This window comes from Clostridium sp. MF28 (assembly GCF_002969175.1).
In the GTDB taxonomy this organism is placed as follows: Bacteria; Bacillota; Clostridia; order Clostridiales; family Clostridiaceae; genus Clostridium; species Clostridium beijerinckii.
In genome coordinates this window covers 4912544-4925969 of sequence record NZ_CP014331.1, presented here as the reverse complement: position 1 = coordinate 4925969, position 13426 = coordinate 4912544, and the positions used below count along the sequence as shown (strand labels likewise).

The window sequence follows — 13426 nt, the reverse complement described above, 5'->3', positions numbered from 1 at the left end:
CAATACAGAACTTTTCTGCACATAAGAACATTCTATGATAATTGGGACTTGTTATATAATTTCATCTACTTTATCTGACACTTCACCTAGAAAATTAATATTCGTAATTTTTTACATTTTCACATATTACTATATTTATTTTCTTATCCTCTATTACTTTTTTATATGAGCATAAAAATTCATTTAACTCATTATCATTTAAGTCTATACTTTTCTCACTAACTAATATAACATCTAAATTCTCTAGAAGTACTTTCAAATCATTTTTCTCGTTTTTTATGAAATATTCTGACATTGTTTTATTAGATATTCTGCTTTTGTATTTTTCCTGAAACCCCATTGTCTTTTTAATAGTCTGATAGTCTAAGTTGCTTCCACCCGTATCAAATCCGGGTATTTTAAATTGCCCCTGAATTAAAGAAGGATCTACTCCATATCTTTCTAGAAACTTTTTTTGTATATTTATTAATTTATCTTGTGATATATTATTTTCTTCCATGTAAGCTAATATATTTTTGGAGAAATCAGACATATTCATTTTGCCCTCAGCCAGTTTATAATACATAGAATAAATATACTCTTCGAATTTATCTATGTCTTTATCTTTGACCTTATTTTTTAATTCATTAAAATCTATAATTTTATCAGACACATTAATCCTCTCCTTTGTATTATTATATAATATTAAGTATTTATCTGTTGTACTTTTTTTATTATATTTTATTTAATAATTGCTTACTTATTTTTTTCATTATCATCGTTCATTCTTTCATTTTTAGAAAATACGCATCCACAATAATCTTGCCTATATAATTTATATTGTTTAGAAAGCTCTATAGAACGTTTATACCCTTCTTTCTTCTTAAAGTCAGAATATAAATATTTTACATCATGTTCTTCAGATAAACTTTTACCAATTTCGTTTAATTTAGCAGAATTTTTATGAGGGCTTATAGATAATGTTGTTGTAAAATAGTCATAACCTTTTTCCTTGGCCATTATAGCAGCTTCATTAAGTCTTAATTCATAACAATTAAAACATCTAACTCCACCTTCTTTTTCCTCTTCCAAACCTTTAGTTAACTTATAAAAACTTTCCGTATCATATTTTCCTTCAATAAATCTTATTTCATTTTTGACTTTCATTTCTGATATAAGACCCTTTTGTTCCGCAACTCTTCTAGTATACTCCTCCATTGGGTATATATTAGGATTATAAAAGAAGATAGTTATCTTAAAATATTGTGACAAATATTCCAACACATAGCTGCTGCAAGGTGCACAGCAACTATGAAGCAGTAAAGTTGGAACCTCTTCATTTTTTACCAAATTTTCAATTAAGGAATCTAATTCCTTTTGATAATTAATTTTATTCATATGTAAGTCATTCCTTTTATAAGTTTATTAATGCATTTTATTATAAACTCATTTTATTTTCATTTGATGCAAACTCTTCAAATGCTTTTAAGAAAGCATCTATATGACTTTCTTTATGTTGTACACTTAAAAATAATGCTTCAAATTGTGACGGAGGTAAATTAAATCCTGATTTTAACATATGTTCAAAATATCTATTAAATCTATTCACATCACATTTCTTAACATCATCATAAGTTCTAACTTCTTTTAAATCATTAAAGAATAAAGTCATCATTCCTCCAACTCTATTCATTACAACCGGAAGATCATATTTTTTTGATATATTTATTATACCTTCTTCAAGTCTAGCTCCTATATTTTCGATGTGATCATAATAATTCTGATTATTTTTTAACTTATTTAAAGTTGCTATACCTGCTGCCATAACAATTGGATTTCCTGACATAGTTCCAGCTTGATAAACTCCGCCTAAAGGTGATAGATTCTTCATTATTTCTTTTCTTCCACCATATGCACCACATGGAAGTCCGCCACCCATAATCTTAGCATAAGTAACCAAATCTGGCTTAACGTTAAATAGTGATTGTGCTCCTTTAAATGCTACTCTAAATCCACTCATTACTTCATCAAATATTAGTAGTGAACCATATTGATTACAAAGATCTCTTAGAGTTTCCATAAAATCATTTTCTGACTTTATTACTCCCATATTTCCAGCTACCGGCTCAATAATAACTCCCGCAATTTCATTACCATATTTTTTAAATAATTCTGTAATTTGTTCCTTATCATTATATATACTAATTAACGTATTCTCTATGCTTTCATTTGGTACACCAAGTGAACCTGGTATTCCTCCTGTCATTACTCCTGATCCGGCTTCAATTAGAAACCCATCAAAATGTCCATGGTAGCAGCCTGCAAATTTAACAATTCTTTTTCTTTTTGTATATCCCCTTGCAAGTTTAACTGCACTCATAGTAGCTTCTGTCCCAGAGTTCACCATTCTGATCATCTCAACATTATCTAGATTGGTGCACATAAATTTTGCCAAATCTAATTCTAATTTTGTTGGTGCTCCAAAAGCCAATGCCATTGGACTAACTTCCTTAATAGCTTCTACAACGTCATCATCACAATGCCCTAAAATTAATGGCCCCCAAGCTAATACGAAGTCTATATATTCATTATCTTCTTCATCTTTGATTATTACACCTTTCCCGCTTTTTATAACAGGCGGATTTAAATTAACTCCCTTAAAAGCTCTAACCGGACTGTTAACTCCACCAGGCATGTATTCCTCTGATTCTTTAAATATATCAACGTTTTTCAATTTAACTCCTCCTTAGCCCCCATAAAATCTATAAATATTTATATATGTTCATATTTTTATTGTTTCATATTTACATATTATTATATTTAAATTGTAAAAAATTTATATATTTAAATATATAAATTTTTTAACTGCTATCTAAACTCTTCTATCTTTTTAGAACTTTTGCTGCCTCTAATGCATGATAAGTAATAATTATATCTGCTCCAGCTCTCTTAATCGATGTTAAAGTTTCCATCATTACTCTTTCTTCATCAATAACGCCAAGCTTTCCAGCTGCTTTAATCATAGCATACTCACCACTTACATTATAAGCCACAAGAGGAAGATTGAAATTTTCTTTACAATCTCTTATTATGTCTAGGTAAGAAAGTGCTGGCTTAACCATAATGAAATCTGCTCCTTCTTCTACATCCATTTGCGTTTCACGAATGGCTTCCATCCTATTCCCTGGATCCATTTGATATGTCTTTCTATCTCCAAATTGTGGCGCTGAATTTGCCGCATCTCTGAATGGTCCATAAAACGCCGAGCAATATTTAGCAGAATAACTCATTATGCTAACATTCTTAAAGTTATTTTCATCTAATGCACTTCTTAATGATCCAATTCTTCCATCCATCATGTCCGAAGGAGCTATAATATCTGCACCTGCCTTTGCATGTGATACTGCTATTTTACTTAAATATTCTAATGTTTCATCATTGTCTACATATTCATCATGGATTATTCCACAGTGTCCATGTGAAGTGTATTCACACATACAAACATCAGTAATAACAAGCAATTCTTTATCAAGCTTCTTTATTTCTCTTATTGCCTGTTGAACAATTCCATTATCATTATAACTTTCAGAACCACACTCATCTTTATGGTTTGGAATTCCAAAAAGTAATACTCCAGAAATATTAGCTTCTCTAACTTCTTCAACTACTTCATACAATCTATCAACTGAATAATGATAAACATCTGGCAGTGATGAAATTTCATTTTTTATATTGTCTCCCTCAACAACAAAAATTGGATAAATAAAATCCTTTGAATCTAAACTTGTTTCTCTTACCATATCTCTAATGGCAGCATTAACTCTAAGTCTTCTACCTCTTTTAATCATAACAAACTCCTCCATTATTTTAGCCATCTTCAAAGATGTCACTCATTTTATTTACTATCTAAATTTATATATTAATCATTTTAAAAAATCTATTTCCTCTATTGCAGTAAATTTTCTATCTCTTTCAGAAACCCTTCCTCTGAGTGTTCTTTACATACGTATGCTTTTATTCCGTACTTTTCTAAAGGTTCATTAGTCTTTGGTCCTATAGCTATAACCTGCTTTTTCTTAATTTCCTCAATCCCTAACATATCAATCATGTTTTCAACTGTTGACGGACTTGTGAAGAATACTATGTCAACTTCATCAAAAGATCTCTTATTAACTACTGATCCACAAACCGTATCATATATATATACTTTATCTACACTTGCACCACAATTTGTTAGTTCTTCATAAATATATTTCCTACTTTTTGCAGAACACGGCAAAAGTAGAGTTTGGTTATCTTTCAAATGAGGTTTTAATATGCTCACTAAACCTTCACCAACAAATTCTCTGGCCTTTGCAAAACAGATAATTCCTCTTTGTTTTAAAGAATTTGCAGTAGCAGCGCCTATTGCGGATATTTTAGCTTTAATTCTTCTTATATCATAATCTTTTTCAATAAGATAATCAAAAAATATTTCTACACTATTAACTGAAGTAAATACCATATGATCATAATTTTCTATCTTCTCTATATAATCATTTAAGTTTTCCTCACTGCTTTCTATCTTAATAGAATTAAAACTTGTAACTTCCGCTCCTAAGTCAACTAATTTATTTTTTAATTTCTCAGATTGTCTCCTTGATCTTGTAATACATATATTCTTTCCAAATAAAGGTTTATTTTCATACCAGTTCAAATCTTTATTTAAATTTACAACTTCACCAACAACAATTATACATGGAGATTGTAATTTAGCATCTTTTACTTTTTGTGAAATATTCTCAAGCGTTCCTACTACCTTTTTTTGCTTAGCTGAAGTTCCTCTCATCACTACCGCACATGGGAAAATTGGTTCTTTTCCATTATTAATAAGCTCCTCCACTATATTATCTAAATTGCCTAATCCCATCATAAATACTAATGTGCCTTCTTCTTTAGCTAGAGCCTTAAAATTCACATTTAAATCTTGCGCAGATTTTCCTGTTATAACATGAAAACTTTGTGCTATCTTTCTGTGAGTTATTGGGATTCCTGCATAATTTAAAACTGCAATAGGAGATGTTACCCCTGGTATTACCTCAAATTCTATATTTTCATCAACTAAAGCCAATACCTCTTCTCCGCCTCTTCCAAAAACATATGGGTCTCCACCTTTAATTCTTCCAACTGTATGCCCTTCTTTTGCAAGTTTAACTAAAAGTTCATTAATCTCCTCTTGAGTTTTTGAATGAGCTCCTGGTTCCTTTCCACAATAATAAATTTCACAATTTGGTTCTAGATAATTCAAAACATTATTTGAAACCAATCTATCATAAAGAACAGCAGTACATCTTTTTAATACCTTGACAGCCTTTAATGTTAATAACTCTTCATCTCCTGGACCTGTACCTATTATATATACTTTACTCATATTCCTTCTCTCCTATATCTCTAATATCTTATTTGCCAATTTTCTTCCTAATTCAATATGATCGTTTTTATCTCCTAAAATATCTTTTTTAACTATTCTTCCGCCTATGTCATATATACCAATCATATATAAATCATTACCTTGAATTTCAGAATAAGCTCCAATAAGGCTGTGACAATCACCATTTAGCATTCTCATAAAGCTTCGTTCAGCCTCAACTGTTAACTTAGCATTTGAATCTTCCATTTTTTCAAAATATCTTTTAGCACTGCTAGTTTTTAGACATTCTATTCCCAAAGCTCCTTGAGCCACTGCTGGTATAAATACTTTAGGATCAAAATACTCAGTGATTATATCTTCTTCATTTAATCTTTTTAATCCTGCCGAAGCTAGTATGATTCCATCTAAATTCTGTTCTTTCATTTTCTCTAATCTAGTTTGAACATTTCCTCTAATTGGGACTATATCCAAATCATTTCTCATAAGCTTTAGCTGACAAGCTCTTCTTATACTGCTAGTTCCGATTATTGCACCTTTTCTAAGCTCTTTAAATGGTATATTATCTTTAGAAATTAATACATCCCTTATATCTTCTCTTTCCGTTATAGCCGCTATTTCAAATTCGTGACTCAGCTCATAAGGTACATCCTTCATACTATGAACTGCGCCATCAGCTCTTTTTTCTAAAAGTGCAATTTCTATATCTTTTACGAATAATCCCTTTCCGCCTATCTTTGCCAAAGAAACATCTAATTTTCTATCTCCTTCAGTAACAATAAGCATTTTTTCACTATCTATATTAAATTTATCCTTTAAACTTTTCATTATTATTTCTGTTTGTGTCTGTGCTAATTTACTTTTTCTTGTTGCTATAGTCAATTTATTCATTAATTTAATTCTACCTCCAAAATTCATTTATCTACAAATCCATTTAAAAATTGATTAAATAATCTACAATTTCCTTCGAAAATCTGCTTCTTAATGCTTTTTCAGCTTCACCCTTATCAAAAGATTTTTTAAATTCATCATTTCCAATAAACGAAGTTATCTGTATTTTAAGTTCTGGAAATGACTTTGCTTTATTTCGTATTAATCCTATATATCTAATAAATTCATCATATTCTTTTATAGTATTTTCTACTTTGTTAGAAAGTAAAACTGCTCCTTTTGGATTTCCATACTTAGTATTTAAAGCAAATACTGCATTTTCTGTACTTCTTTGAATCGGAACAACTCCCATTCCACTTATAAAATCAGATGAATCTATATATATCTTATAGCTCTCTTCACAGTATTTCTTTGCCATTGTTTTTAAATTTTCATCATCTAATGCAATAATTATAAGATGCTTATCTCTTAAAAATTCATAGCTTAAATCTTCATCTATAAGCTTAAGTCTTTCTGGAAATACTTTAGAAAGTTCTATTAATTCTTCATCAAAAGTTTTAGAAATTACCTCGACACAGCATTTATTTCTTACAAAATGTCTTGCTTTTATTGTGCCCGCTTTACCTCCGCCAACTATTCCAACTCTTAGCTTTTTAGAAATTAATGAGATATAAGAATACTCTATTCCTTCGTCATAAATATTTTCTCTATTATTCCTATCCATTCTTCACCACATCCTTTTAGAGTCTCTTCTTTAATAACTTCAATTGCCCTATTTATGTAAAAATCAGATGTACTTTTAATTAATTTATGTGCTAAAGCAATATCATTTTTATCTTTGCTTTTATGTGAAAAAGTTTGAACTCTTTTCTCGTAAACATCATTTCCAACAGTTTTTAAGTTTTTGATTACATGAGAAATACTTCTTAATTTTAACCATTCATCATATTCCTTCAGGTATTTATTCATTATATGCCTATTGTCTTCCATCTTGTCTTTTCTTAATTTTTTATTTTCATCATCTATACGACTTATTGTATCAATATTGTAAACTTCAGTCCTAGATAATAACGCCACCTCTTTTTCCACATCTCTCGGAACTGATAAATCATATATTACTAACCTACTTCCACTTTCACTAATATCTTCTGTTTTTACAACTGGATGTGGTGCTGAAGTACAGCTTATTATACATTCTATACTATTAATATATTTATTCTTTTCTTCAAAAGTAATTACTTTTACTCGTTCATCCTGTATTTCATCTTTTATCTTAGGATTTCTAACAACCAAGTAGACAGTTTGGATTTTATGTGAAAGCAAATATTTCATTACAAGCTGTCCAACTTCCCCATAACCTAAAACCATAAATTTAGTACATTCACGCTTAATAGATTCGCTAACCACTATCGAAGAAGATGATACTGGTATTTCAAATAACTTAGCTTCTTTTCTGAATCGCTTTCCACAAGTAATAGCTTCCTGAAATAATCTATGTAATTCCAATGAAACAGCTTTAAATTCCAAAGCTTCTTCATAAGCATCCTTAACTTGCCCTAGAATTTGATCTTCTCCTAATATTTTCGAATGAAATCCGGAGCAAACTTCAAACAAATGCCTATAAGCATCCTTATTATTAGTTATAAAAACATATTTTTTATATTCATAATCCCAATTAAAAACATCAAAAATCTTTTTTAATAATTCTTCTTCATTTAAAGAAGCATTAAAATAAATTTCTGTTCTATTACATGTAGCTAAAATAACTACTTCATTTAGCTCCTTTAATAATTCTTCAAAATACTCGTTATATTTTTTAGACTTAACTATAAATTTTTCTCTAATTTCCAATGGAGTATTTTTTCTTATGCCTATTAAGCCTATCACGTATTGACACCTCACATACTTTTTTATTTACATTTTCTATTTTTTTCCAAATGCTACATTCTCACAAGGAGAAACTGCAGTAACCAAATATAAAATTTGGATCTTCACTTTTGGACTCTCACTTAAGTTTATCAGATAAAGATTCTTTTTTCCAAGCAATTCTTATAAGAATTATAGATTAACTCTGAATAATATAGATAATGAAAAAATTTTTTCTTGCTCTCTATCTAATAAAATTCTAATCAAAGAATATTCCTTAGAATCTATCAAAACAACGTTAATCGAAAAAATTTCTAACCTTAGATAAACATCTTGTTCTGCTAATATTTTAGTATATACTATTTTCGCTCAAAAAACATTTAATTTATAATTAATTATTAAATATTTATAATCAGCTCATATAACTTAATAACCTATTCTTCATAGTGATACAGCTCTTTATAAATATTATTATATTAATTAAATGTATTTTTTATTTCTGACATATTTTTGACACATTTAAGGATTATACTGATATCGTAAAGTAGTTAATTATTTACCCCTTATTAATTAATAGAAGTCGTTTATATATTAATGACTCGCCCTAAGCATAGGATCCCCTAAACTTGTGCTTAGGGTTTTTATTTTTTAAGTTTCTATCCAACCTATGTTTCTAATTATGCTTCTACCTTTTTTATAAATGAGTACTTTTTCACCTACTTTCTTAGTTGCGCTTAATAATTTCCGAATTGTGCTTCGCACTCTTATCATATGTGAGCGCTTTTTTCATTTAAGTTCTTAATTGCGCTTCGCGCTTTTTTTATCTAAGATCTTGGTTGCGCTTCGCGCTTTTTTTATAGGTGTGTATTTTTTTGGATTAATTGGGTTATACTCTTAAAAGCAATATCAAATTTGAGAGGTGAAAAAAATTATGCGAATCCCAAAACACATAGGCATCATTCCTGATGGAAATAGACGTTGGGCTTTATCTAACTCATTAAGCAAAGATAAGGGATATGATCACGGAATAAATCCAGGACTTGAGGTCTTTAAATTATGCCAAAAAGAAAATATTCAGGAAGTAACCTTTTATGGATTCACAATTGATAATACCAAACGTCCTAGCGATCAAAAGATAGCATTTACTAAAGCTTGCATTGATTCTGTTATGCTTTTAACAAAAGAAGATTGCGAAATATTAGTCTTAGGTAATACTGAGTCTAGTTGCTTTCCAAAAGAATTATTGCCCTTCACTAAAAGAAAAAAGTTTGGTTCAGGTGGAATAAAGGCAAACTTTTTAATAAATTATGGTTGGGAATGGGATTTAAATCTACTAAAAAATGCAGATATATCAAAAAAACATATTCAACCACATTTACAATCAAAGGATATTTCTAGAATAGATCTTATAATTAGATGGGGTGGACGAAGAAGATTAAGTGGCTTGCTGCCAGTTCAATCAGTTTACTCCGATTTTTATATTTTAGATAATTACTGGCCTGATTTTAAAAAAGAGGACTTTTATGATGCTTTATCTTGGTACAATGAGCAAGATATAACTTTAGGTGGCTAATGTCATAGATTCAAAAATAAGCAATACTAATAAAATTTCGTAAATCTAACTTCTTTTACTTCATATCTCTATATTTTGTGCTTCAGTATGAATTATGTTATCATTAATATTAATTTATATTTAATGATATATTGGAGTGAAATTTATGTTAAAAGTCGTATTTACATATTTATTGATTATTAACCTTCTAGGATTTCTTATTATGTTTATAGATAAACAAAGAGCTATTCATAAAGAATGGAGAATACCTGAAAAAACACTCATTGGTATCTCTGTTTTGGGGGGATCTATTGGCATGCTTATTGGAATGTCTAGTTTTAGGCATAAAACAAAGCATAAGAAGTTTACAATTGGAGTTCCATTCATACTTCTTATGCAAATTTTCATAGCTATACTATATTTAAATTATTAAAATGACATACTAATATTCAAATTTTATTGGACAAAGTATTACTGCTTCGTCTTTAATAGATTCTCATGATATTTTCCTACCGTTAATACTGAAACCATTGAACCTAGAAGCGCAAAGATCATATCCCACTGAGTATCCCAAATATCTCCTTGAGTTCCTAAAAAGGCAGTTGCACTTTCGCCAGTAATTAATGCTACACTAAATTCTATTATTTCATAAGAAGCACTAATAGCGAGGCAAATTGATATTGTAATAAAATTTGTCCATGCTATATTTTTAACAATTTTATTTCTTATGAAAATTTCTCTAATAATTATTGCTGGTATAAATCCTTGTGCAAAATGCCCAAGTCTATCATAGTAATTTCTACTCAATTCAAAATTATCTCTTAGCCAATTAAATAAAGGCATTTCTGCATATGTATAATGACCACCCACTATTAATATAACTGCATGAAACCAAATAAGAATATACGTTAAGTTAGTAAATACGAATTTATTATAAGTAGTTATTAATACCATAACGCCTATCACTGCCGGAATAACCTCTAATACCCATGTAAATCTATCATGAGGATTTATTCCCGACGCAACTAAAATTACAGATATACTTATTAATAATATTAAATGAAAATTCTTTTCCTTCATCAATATCTCCTTATATAAGATTCACAAAATTTAAGAACAAAATCATAAGTGCTTTAAAAGCACTTATGATTTATTCATAAAATTTCTAAAGAGTATTAAGATCAAAAGGTGTATTTTGGTATACACAATAATTTAGCCAGTTTCCAAAAACTATGCTAGCAGGACCTCTCCATGTGTACAACGGTTTTTGATTTATGTCATCATTTCTAAAATAATTTTTAGGTAAAGCTATTTCATCGCCTTTTTCTTTATCTCTTATATATTCATCCATCAATGTATTTCTATCATATTCCATATGTCCAGTTACAAACACATTTCTCCTATCTTTTGTTGCAACTATGAATACTCCAGCTTCCTCAGATTCGGATAAAATTTCAAGATTTGAAACTTTCTCTATATCTTCACGTTTGACTTCAGTGTGTCTAGAGTGTGGTGCATAAAACACATCATCTAATCCTCTTGTCAAATCAGCTTTCTCATCATTAACCCAATGTGAGAACACACCAAACATTTTTTCATCTAAATCATATTTAGGTATATCATAGTGATAATATAAACCTGCCTGTGCTCCCCAACAAATATAGAATGTTGAAAATACGTGAGTCTTGCTCCATTCCATTATTTCAGTAAGCTCTTTCCAGTATGTAACCTCTTCAAAAGCCATTTGTTCAACTGGAGCCCCAGTTATTATAAGTCCATCAAATTTTTCTTGCTTTATATCATCAAAATAGCTATAAAATTTATTTAGATGCTCCGGTGGTGTATTGTGTGAAGTATAACTCTTAGTCTGTATTAGACTTACCTCTACTTGTAGTGGCGTGTTAGATAAATATCTTAATAATTGATTTTCTGTTACTATTTTTTTTGGCATTAAATTAAGAATTGCTATTTTTAGCGGTCTGATATCTTGAGTATTAGCCCTCTCATTATTCATTACGAATATGTTTTCATCAGATAAAACCTGAAATGCAGGCAATTCTATAGGAATTTTTATTGGCATATTTGTTTCCCCCCAATGTGATTATTGCTTATTTTAGATTATTATTTAATTATTTTTGTATATAAATATTATTATATCAAAATTCCACTTCTTATCAACATTATAAAAATAAATATAATAATAAAATTATGATAAAGAATTTTTTTGCTATTTACTTGCATAAAACTAATTTTGTGGTAATCACTGTTAATAAATCATAGAATTACTTCATTTACAGTTTATAGATGTTTACAATTAACCATTTACAAAAATTTACTATTATTTAATTGTATTTTGACATTAATAATTATACACAATTATTAATTTTTTTTATTTCTTCCACTACTATAATTAAATGATTAAAACAATAGATCTCTGCAAAATTTCATAAATATCTTTTACTTCCATTTATGCTATACTAATAGATATACAATAAAAGGGGGCATATATAATGGTACTAAAAGAAAATATTTCAGTTGGATTTATTGGAACTTATACCAAAAATGAAAGTAAAGGAATCTATAGAATTAATTTTGATACAATTTCAGGCAATATTGAAAATATCAATTTAGCTTACAATATAGAGAATCCTACATATCTAACTCTAGATAGAGAACGACACATTCTTTATTCAACATGTAAAATCAAGGAAAAAGCTGGGGTATCTTCATTTAAATATTGGAAAGAAGATAATAAACTACACTTAATAAACTCTAATCTTTCAGAAGAAAAACCACCTTGTCATGTAAGTCTAAATAACAGTCATGAGATTTTAATTTCTTCAAACTATCATGAAAACAAGATGTTTGTCTACAAAACTTTAGATGGCTTAATTTTAAATTCTCCTATGCTTGGAAGTCATAGTGGCTCTAGTGTAAATCAATTGAGACAAGAAAAACCTCATATTCATTGCTCAATGTTTACTGATGATGACAAATATATTTTATCTATTGATTTAGGGATTGATAAAATGATAGTTTCTTCAATAAAAGATGGAAAACTATATCAAAATGAAAATTTAAGCTATACATTCCCTGCCGGCACAGGGCCAAGACATATTACTTATGCTAATGGAAAACACTATTACTACGTTTTAAGTGAGTTAACTTCTGAAATATTTGTTTTTGATTATAAAGCAAAATCAAATATTGTTTTTGAAAATATTCAAACTTTAAGTTCATTATCAAAGGACTACAAAGGGACAAAATCTGGTTCCGCAATTCGTATACACAAGAATAATAAATTTCTCTATACTTCGGATAGAGGAAATAATTCTTTAAGTTTATTCCATATAAATTCAGATAATGGAAAGCTAAAGTATATCGACACTATTTCTTGTAATGGTGATTCTCCTAGAGATTTTCAATTGGATCCATCTGGTAAATTTCTACTTTGTGCTAATGAAAATTCTGATAATATATCTATATTTTCTATTAATTCAATAACAGGAGAATTAACTTTTATAAAATCTGAAAACATCCCAACTCCAACATGTATAGAATTTATTTAGTTAAATAATTAATCATATAACTAAAAGTTAGGTGCATATTATAATTAAGCTTATAATATGCACCTAACTTCCTTATCTCCATATTATGTATAAAGCCTTTATGTCTAAACGTTATCAAAAGTAAGAATATATATTTTTTTATTTGTAAACATTTTTACTTTT

General features: G+C 28.8%; 13 protein-coding genes. 3 read left to right on the top strand and 10 right to left on the bottom strand.

Annotated elements, in window-relative coordinates:
- Positions 1-94 precede the first annotated feature (94 nt).
- The 8 genes from AXY43_RS21650 to hemA all read right to left on the bottom strand — a co-directional run bounded on the left by AXY43_RS21650 (position 95) and on the right by hemA (position 8164).
- The gene (locus AXY43_RS21650; RefSeq protein ID WP_011968624.1) at positions 95-652 is read right to left on the bottom strand and encodes a DUF3867 domain-containing protein; all 558 of its coding nucleotides are present in this window, start codon (positions 650-652) and stop codon (positions 95-97) included.
- Positions 653-735: 83 nt separating this feature from the next.
- Complete coding sequence (locus AXY43_RS21645; protein ID WP_039772159.1) at positions 736-1377, bottom strand: epoxyqueuosine reductase QueH; 642 nt, start codon at positions 1375-1377, stop codon at positions 736-738.
- A 40-nt stretch (positions 1378-1417) separates the two neighbouring features.
- Positions 1418-2713, bottom strand: a complete 1296-nt coding sequence (gene hemL, locus AXY43_RS21640) for a glutamate-1-semialdehyde 2,1-aminomutase (RefSeq protein WP_105412134.1) — start codon at positions 2711-2713, stop codon at positions 1418-1420.
- A gap of 148 nt (positions 2714-2861) precedes the next feature.
- Complete coding sequence (hemB, locus tag AXY43_RS21635; RefSeq protein WP_023974276.1) at positions 2862-3827, bottom strand: porphobilinogen synthase; 966 nt, start codon at positions 3825-3827, stop codon at positions 2862-2864.
- A gap of 98 nt (positions 3828-3925) precedes the next feature.
- Positions 3926-5389 (bottom strand): uroporphyrinogen-III C-methyltransferase, encoded by a 1464-nt coding sequence (gene cobA / locus AXY43_RS21630; RefSeq protein WP_105412133.1) that lies wholly within the window; start codon positions 5387-5389, stop codon positions 3926-3928.
- Positions 5390-5401: 12 nt separating this feature from the next.
- Positions 5402-6277, bottom strand: a complete 876-nt coding sequence (hemC, locus tag AXY43_RS21625) for a hydroxymethylbilane synthase (protein WP_105412132.1) — start codon at positions 6275-6277, stop codon at positions 5402-5404.
- A 43-nt stretch (positions 6278-6320) separates the two neighbouring features.
- The gene (locus AXY43_RS21620) at positions 6321-7001 is read right to left on the bottom strand and encodes an NAD(P)-dependent oxidoreductase (protein WP_023974277.1); all 681 of its coding nucleotides are present in this window, start codon (positions 6999-7001) and stop codon (positions 6321-6323) included.
- Positions 6959-8164 (bottom strand): glutamyl-tRNA reductase, encoded by a 1206-nt coding sequence (gene hemA, locus AXY43_RS21615; protein ID WP_023974278.1) that lies wholly within the window; start codon positions 8162-8164, stop codon positions 6959-6961. The genes AXY43_RS21620 and hemA overlap by 43 nt, the downstream gene beginning before the upstream one ends.
- Positions 8165-9074: 910 nt before the next feature.
- Here hemA and AXY43_RS21610 point away from each other — a divergent pair.
- Together AXY43_RS21610 and AXY43_RS21605 are read left to right on the top strand one after the other, a co-directional pair.
- A complete protein-coding gene (locus tag AXY43_RS21610) occupies positions 9075-9716 on the top strand; it encodes an undecaprenyl diphosphate synthase family protein (protein ID WP_023974279.1) in 642 nt (213 codons plus the stop codon).
- A 145-nt stretch (positions 9717-9861) separates the two neighbouring features.
- Complete coding sequence (locus AXY43_RS21605; protein ID WP_181246053.1) at positions 9862-10128, top strand: DUF1294 domain-containing protein; 267 nt, start codon at positions 9862-9864, stop codon at positions 10126-10128.
- Between the two features lie 38 nt (positions 10129-10166).
- Here AXY43_RS21605 and AXY43_RS21600 read toward each other — a convergent pair whose 3' ends face one another.
- Together AXY43_RS21600 and metA are read right to left on the bottom strand one after the other, a co-directional pair.
- The gene (locus AXY43_RS21600) at positions 10167-10775 is read right to left on the bottom strand and encodes a DUF2238 domain-containing protein (protein WP_105412130.1); all 609 of its coding nucleotides are present in this window, start codon (positions 10773-10775) and stop codon (positions 10167-10169) included.
- A gap of 85 nt (positions 10776-10860) precedes the next feature.
- Complete coding sequence (gene metA / locus AXY43_RS21595; RefSeq protein ID WP_011968613.1) at positions 10861-11775, bottom strand: homoserine O-acetyltransferase MetA; 915 nt, start codon at positions 11773-11775, stop codon at positions 10861-10863.
- A gap of 430 nt (positions 11776-12205) precedes the next feature.
- Between metA and AXY43_RS21590 the strand changes: the two genes are divergently transcribed.
- Positions 12206-13264: a lactonase family protein gene (locus AXY43_RS21590; protein ID WP_105412129.1), complete on the top strand. Its 1059-nt coding sequence runs from the start codon at positions 12206-12208 to the stop codon at positions 13262-13264.
- Positions 13265-13426 lie beyond the last annotated feature (162 nt).

Bases quoted from the DNA above. Each gene is read 5' to 3' on its own strand.
- AXY43_RS21645 (WP_039772159.1), bottom strand. From the start codon at position 1,377: ATGAATAAAATTAATTATCAAAAGGAATTAGATTCCTTAATTGAAAAT.
- hemB (WP_023974276.1), bottom strand. From the start codon at position 3,827: ATGATTAAAAGAGGTAGAAGACTTAGAGTTAATGCTGCCATTAGAGAT.
- cobA (WP_105412133.1), bottom strand. From the start codon at position 5,389: ATGAGTAAAGTATATATAATAGGTACAGGTCCAGGAGATGAAGAGTTA.
- hemC (WP_105412132.1), bottom strand. From the start codon at position 6,277: ATGAATAAATTGACTATAGCAACAAGAAAAAGTAAATTAGCACAGACA.
- AXY43_RS21620 (WP_023974277.1), bottom strand. From the start codon at position 7,001: ATGGATAGGAATAATAGAGAAAATATTTATGACGAAGGAATAGAGTAT.
- AXY43_RS21610 (WP_023974279.1), top strand. From the start codon at position 9,075: ATGCGAATCCCAAAACACATAGGCATCATTCCTGATGGAAATAGACGT.
- AXY43_RS21605 (WP_181246053.1), top strand. From the start codon at position 9,862: ATGTTAAAAGTCGTATTTACATATTTATTGATTATTAACCTTCTAGGA.
- AXY43_RS21600 (WP_105412130.1), bottom strand. From the start codon at position 10,775: ATGAAGGAAAAGAATTTTCATTTAATATTATTAATAAGTATATCTGTA.
- metA (WP_011968613.1), bottom strand. From the start codon at position 11,775: ATGCCAATAAAAATTCCTATAGAATTGCCTGCATTTCAGGTTTTATCT.
- AXY43_RS21590 (WP_105412129.1), top strand. From the start codon at position 12,206: ATGGTACTAAAAGAAAATATTTCAGTTGGATTTATTGGAACTTATACC.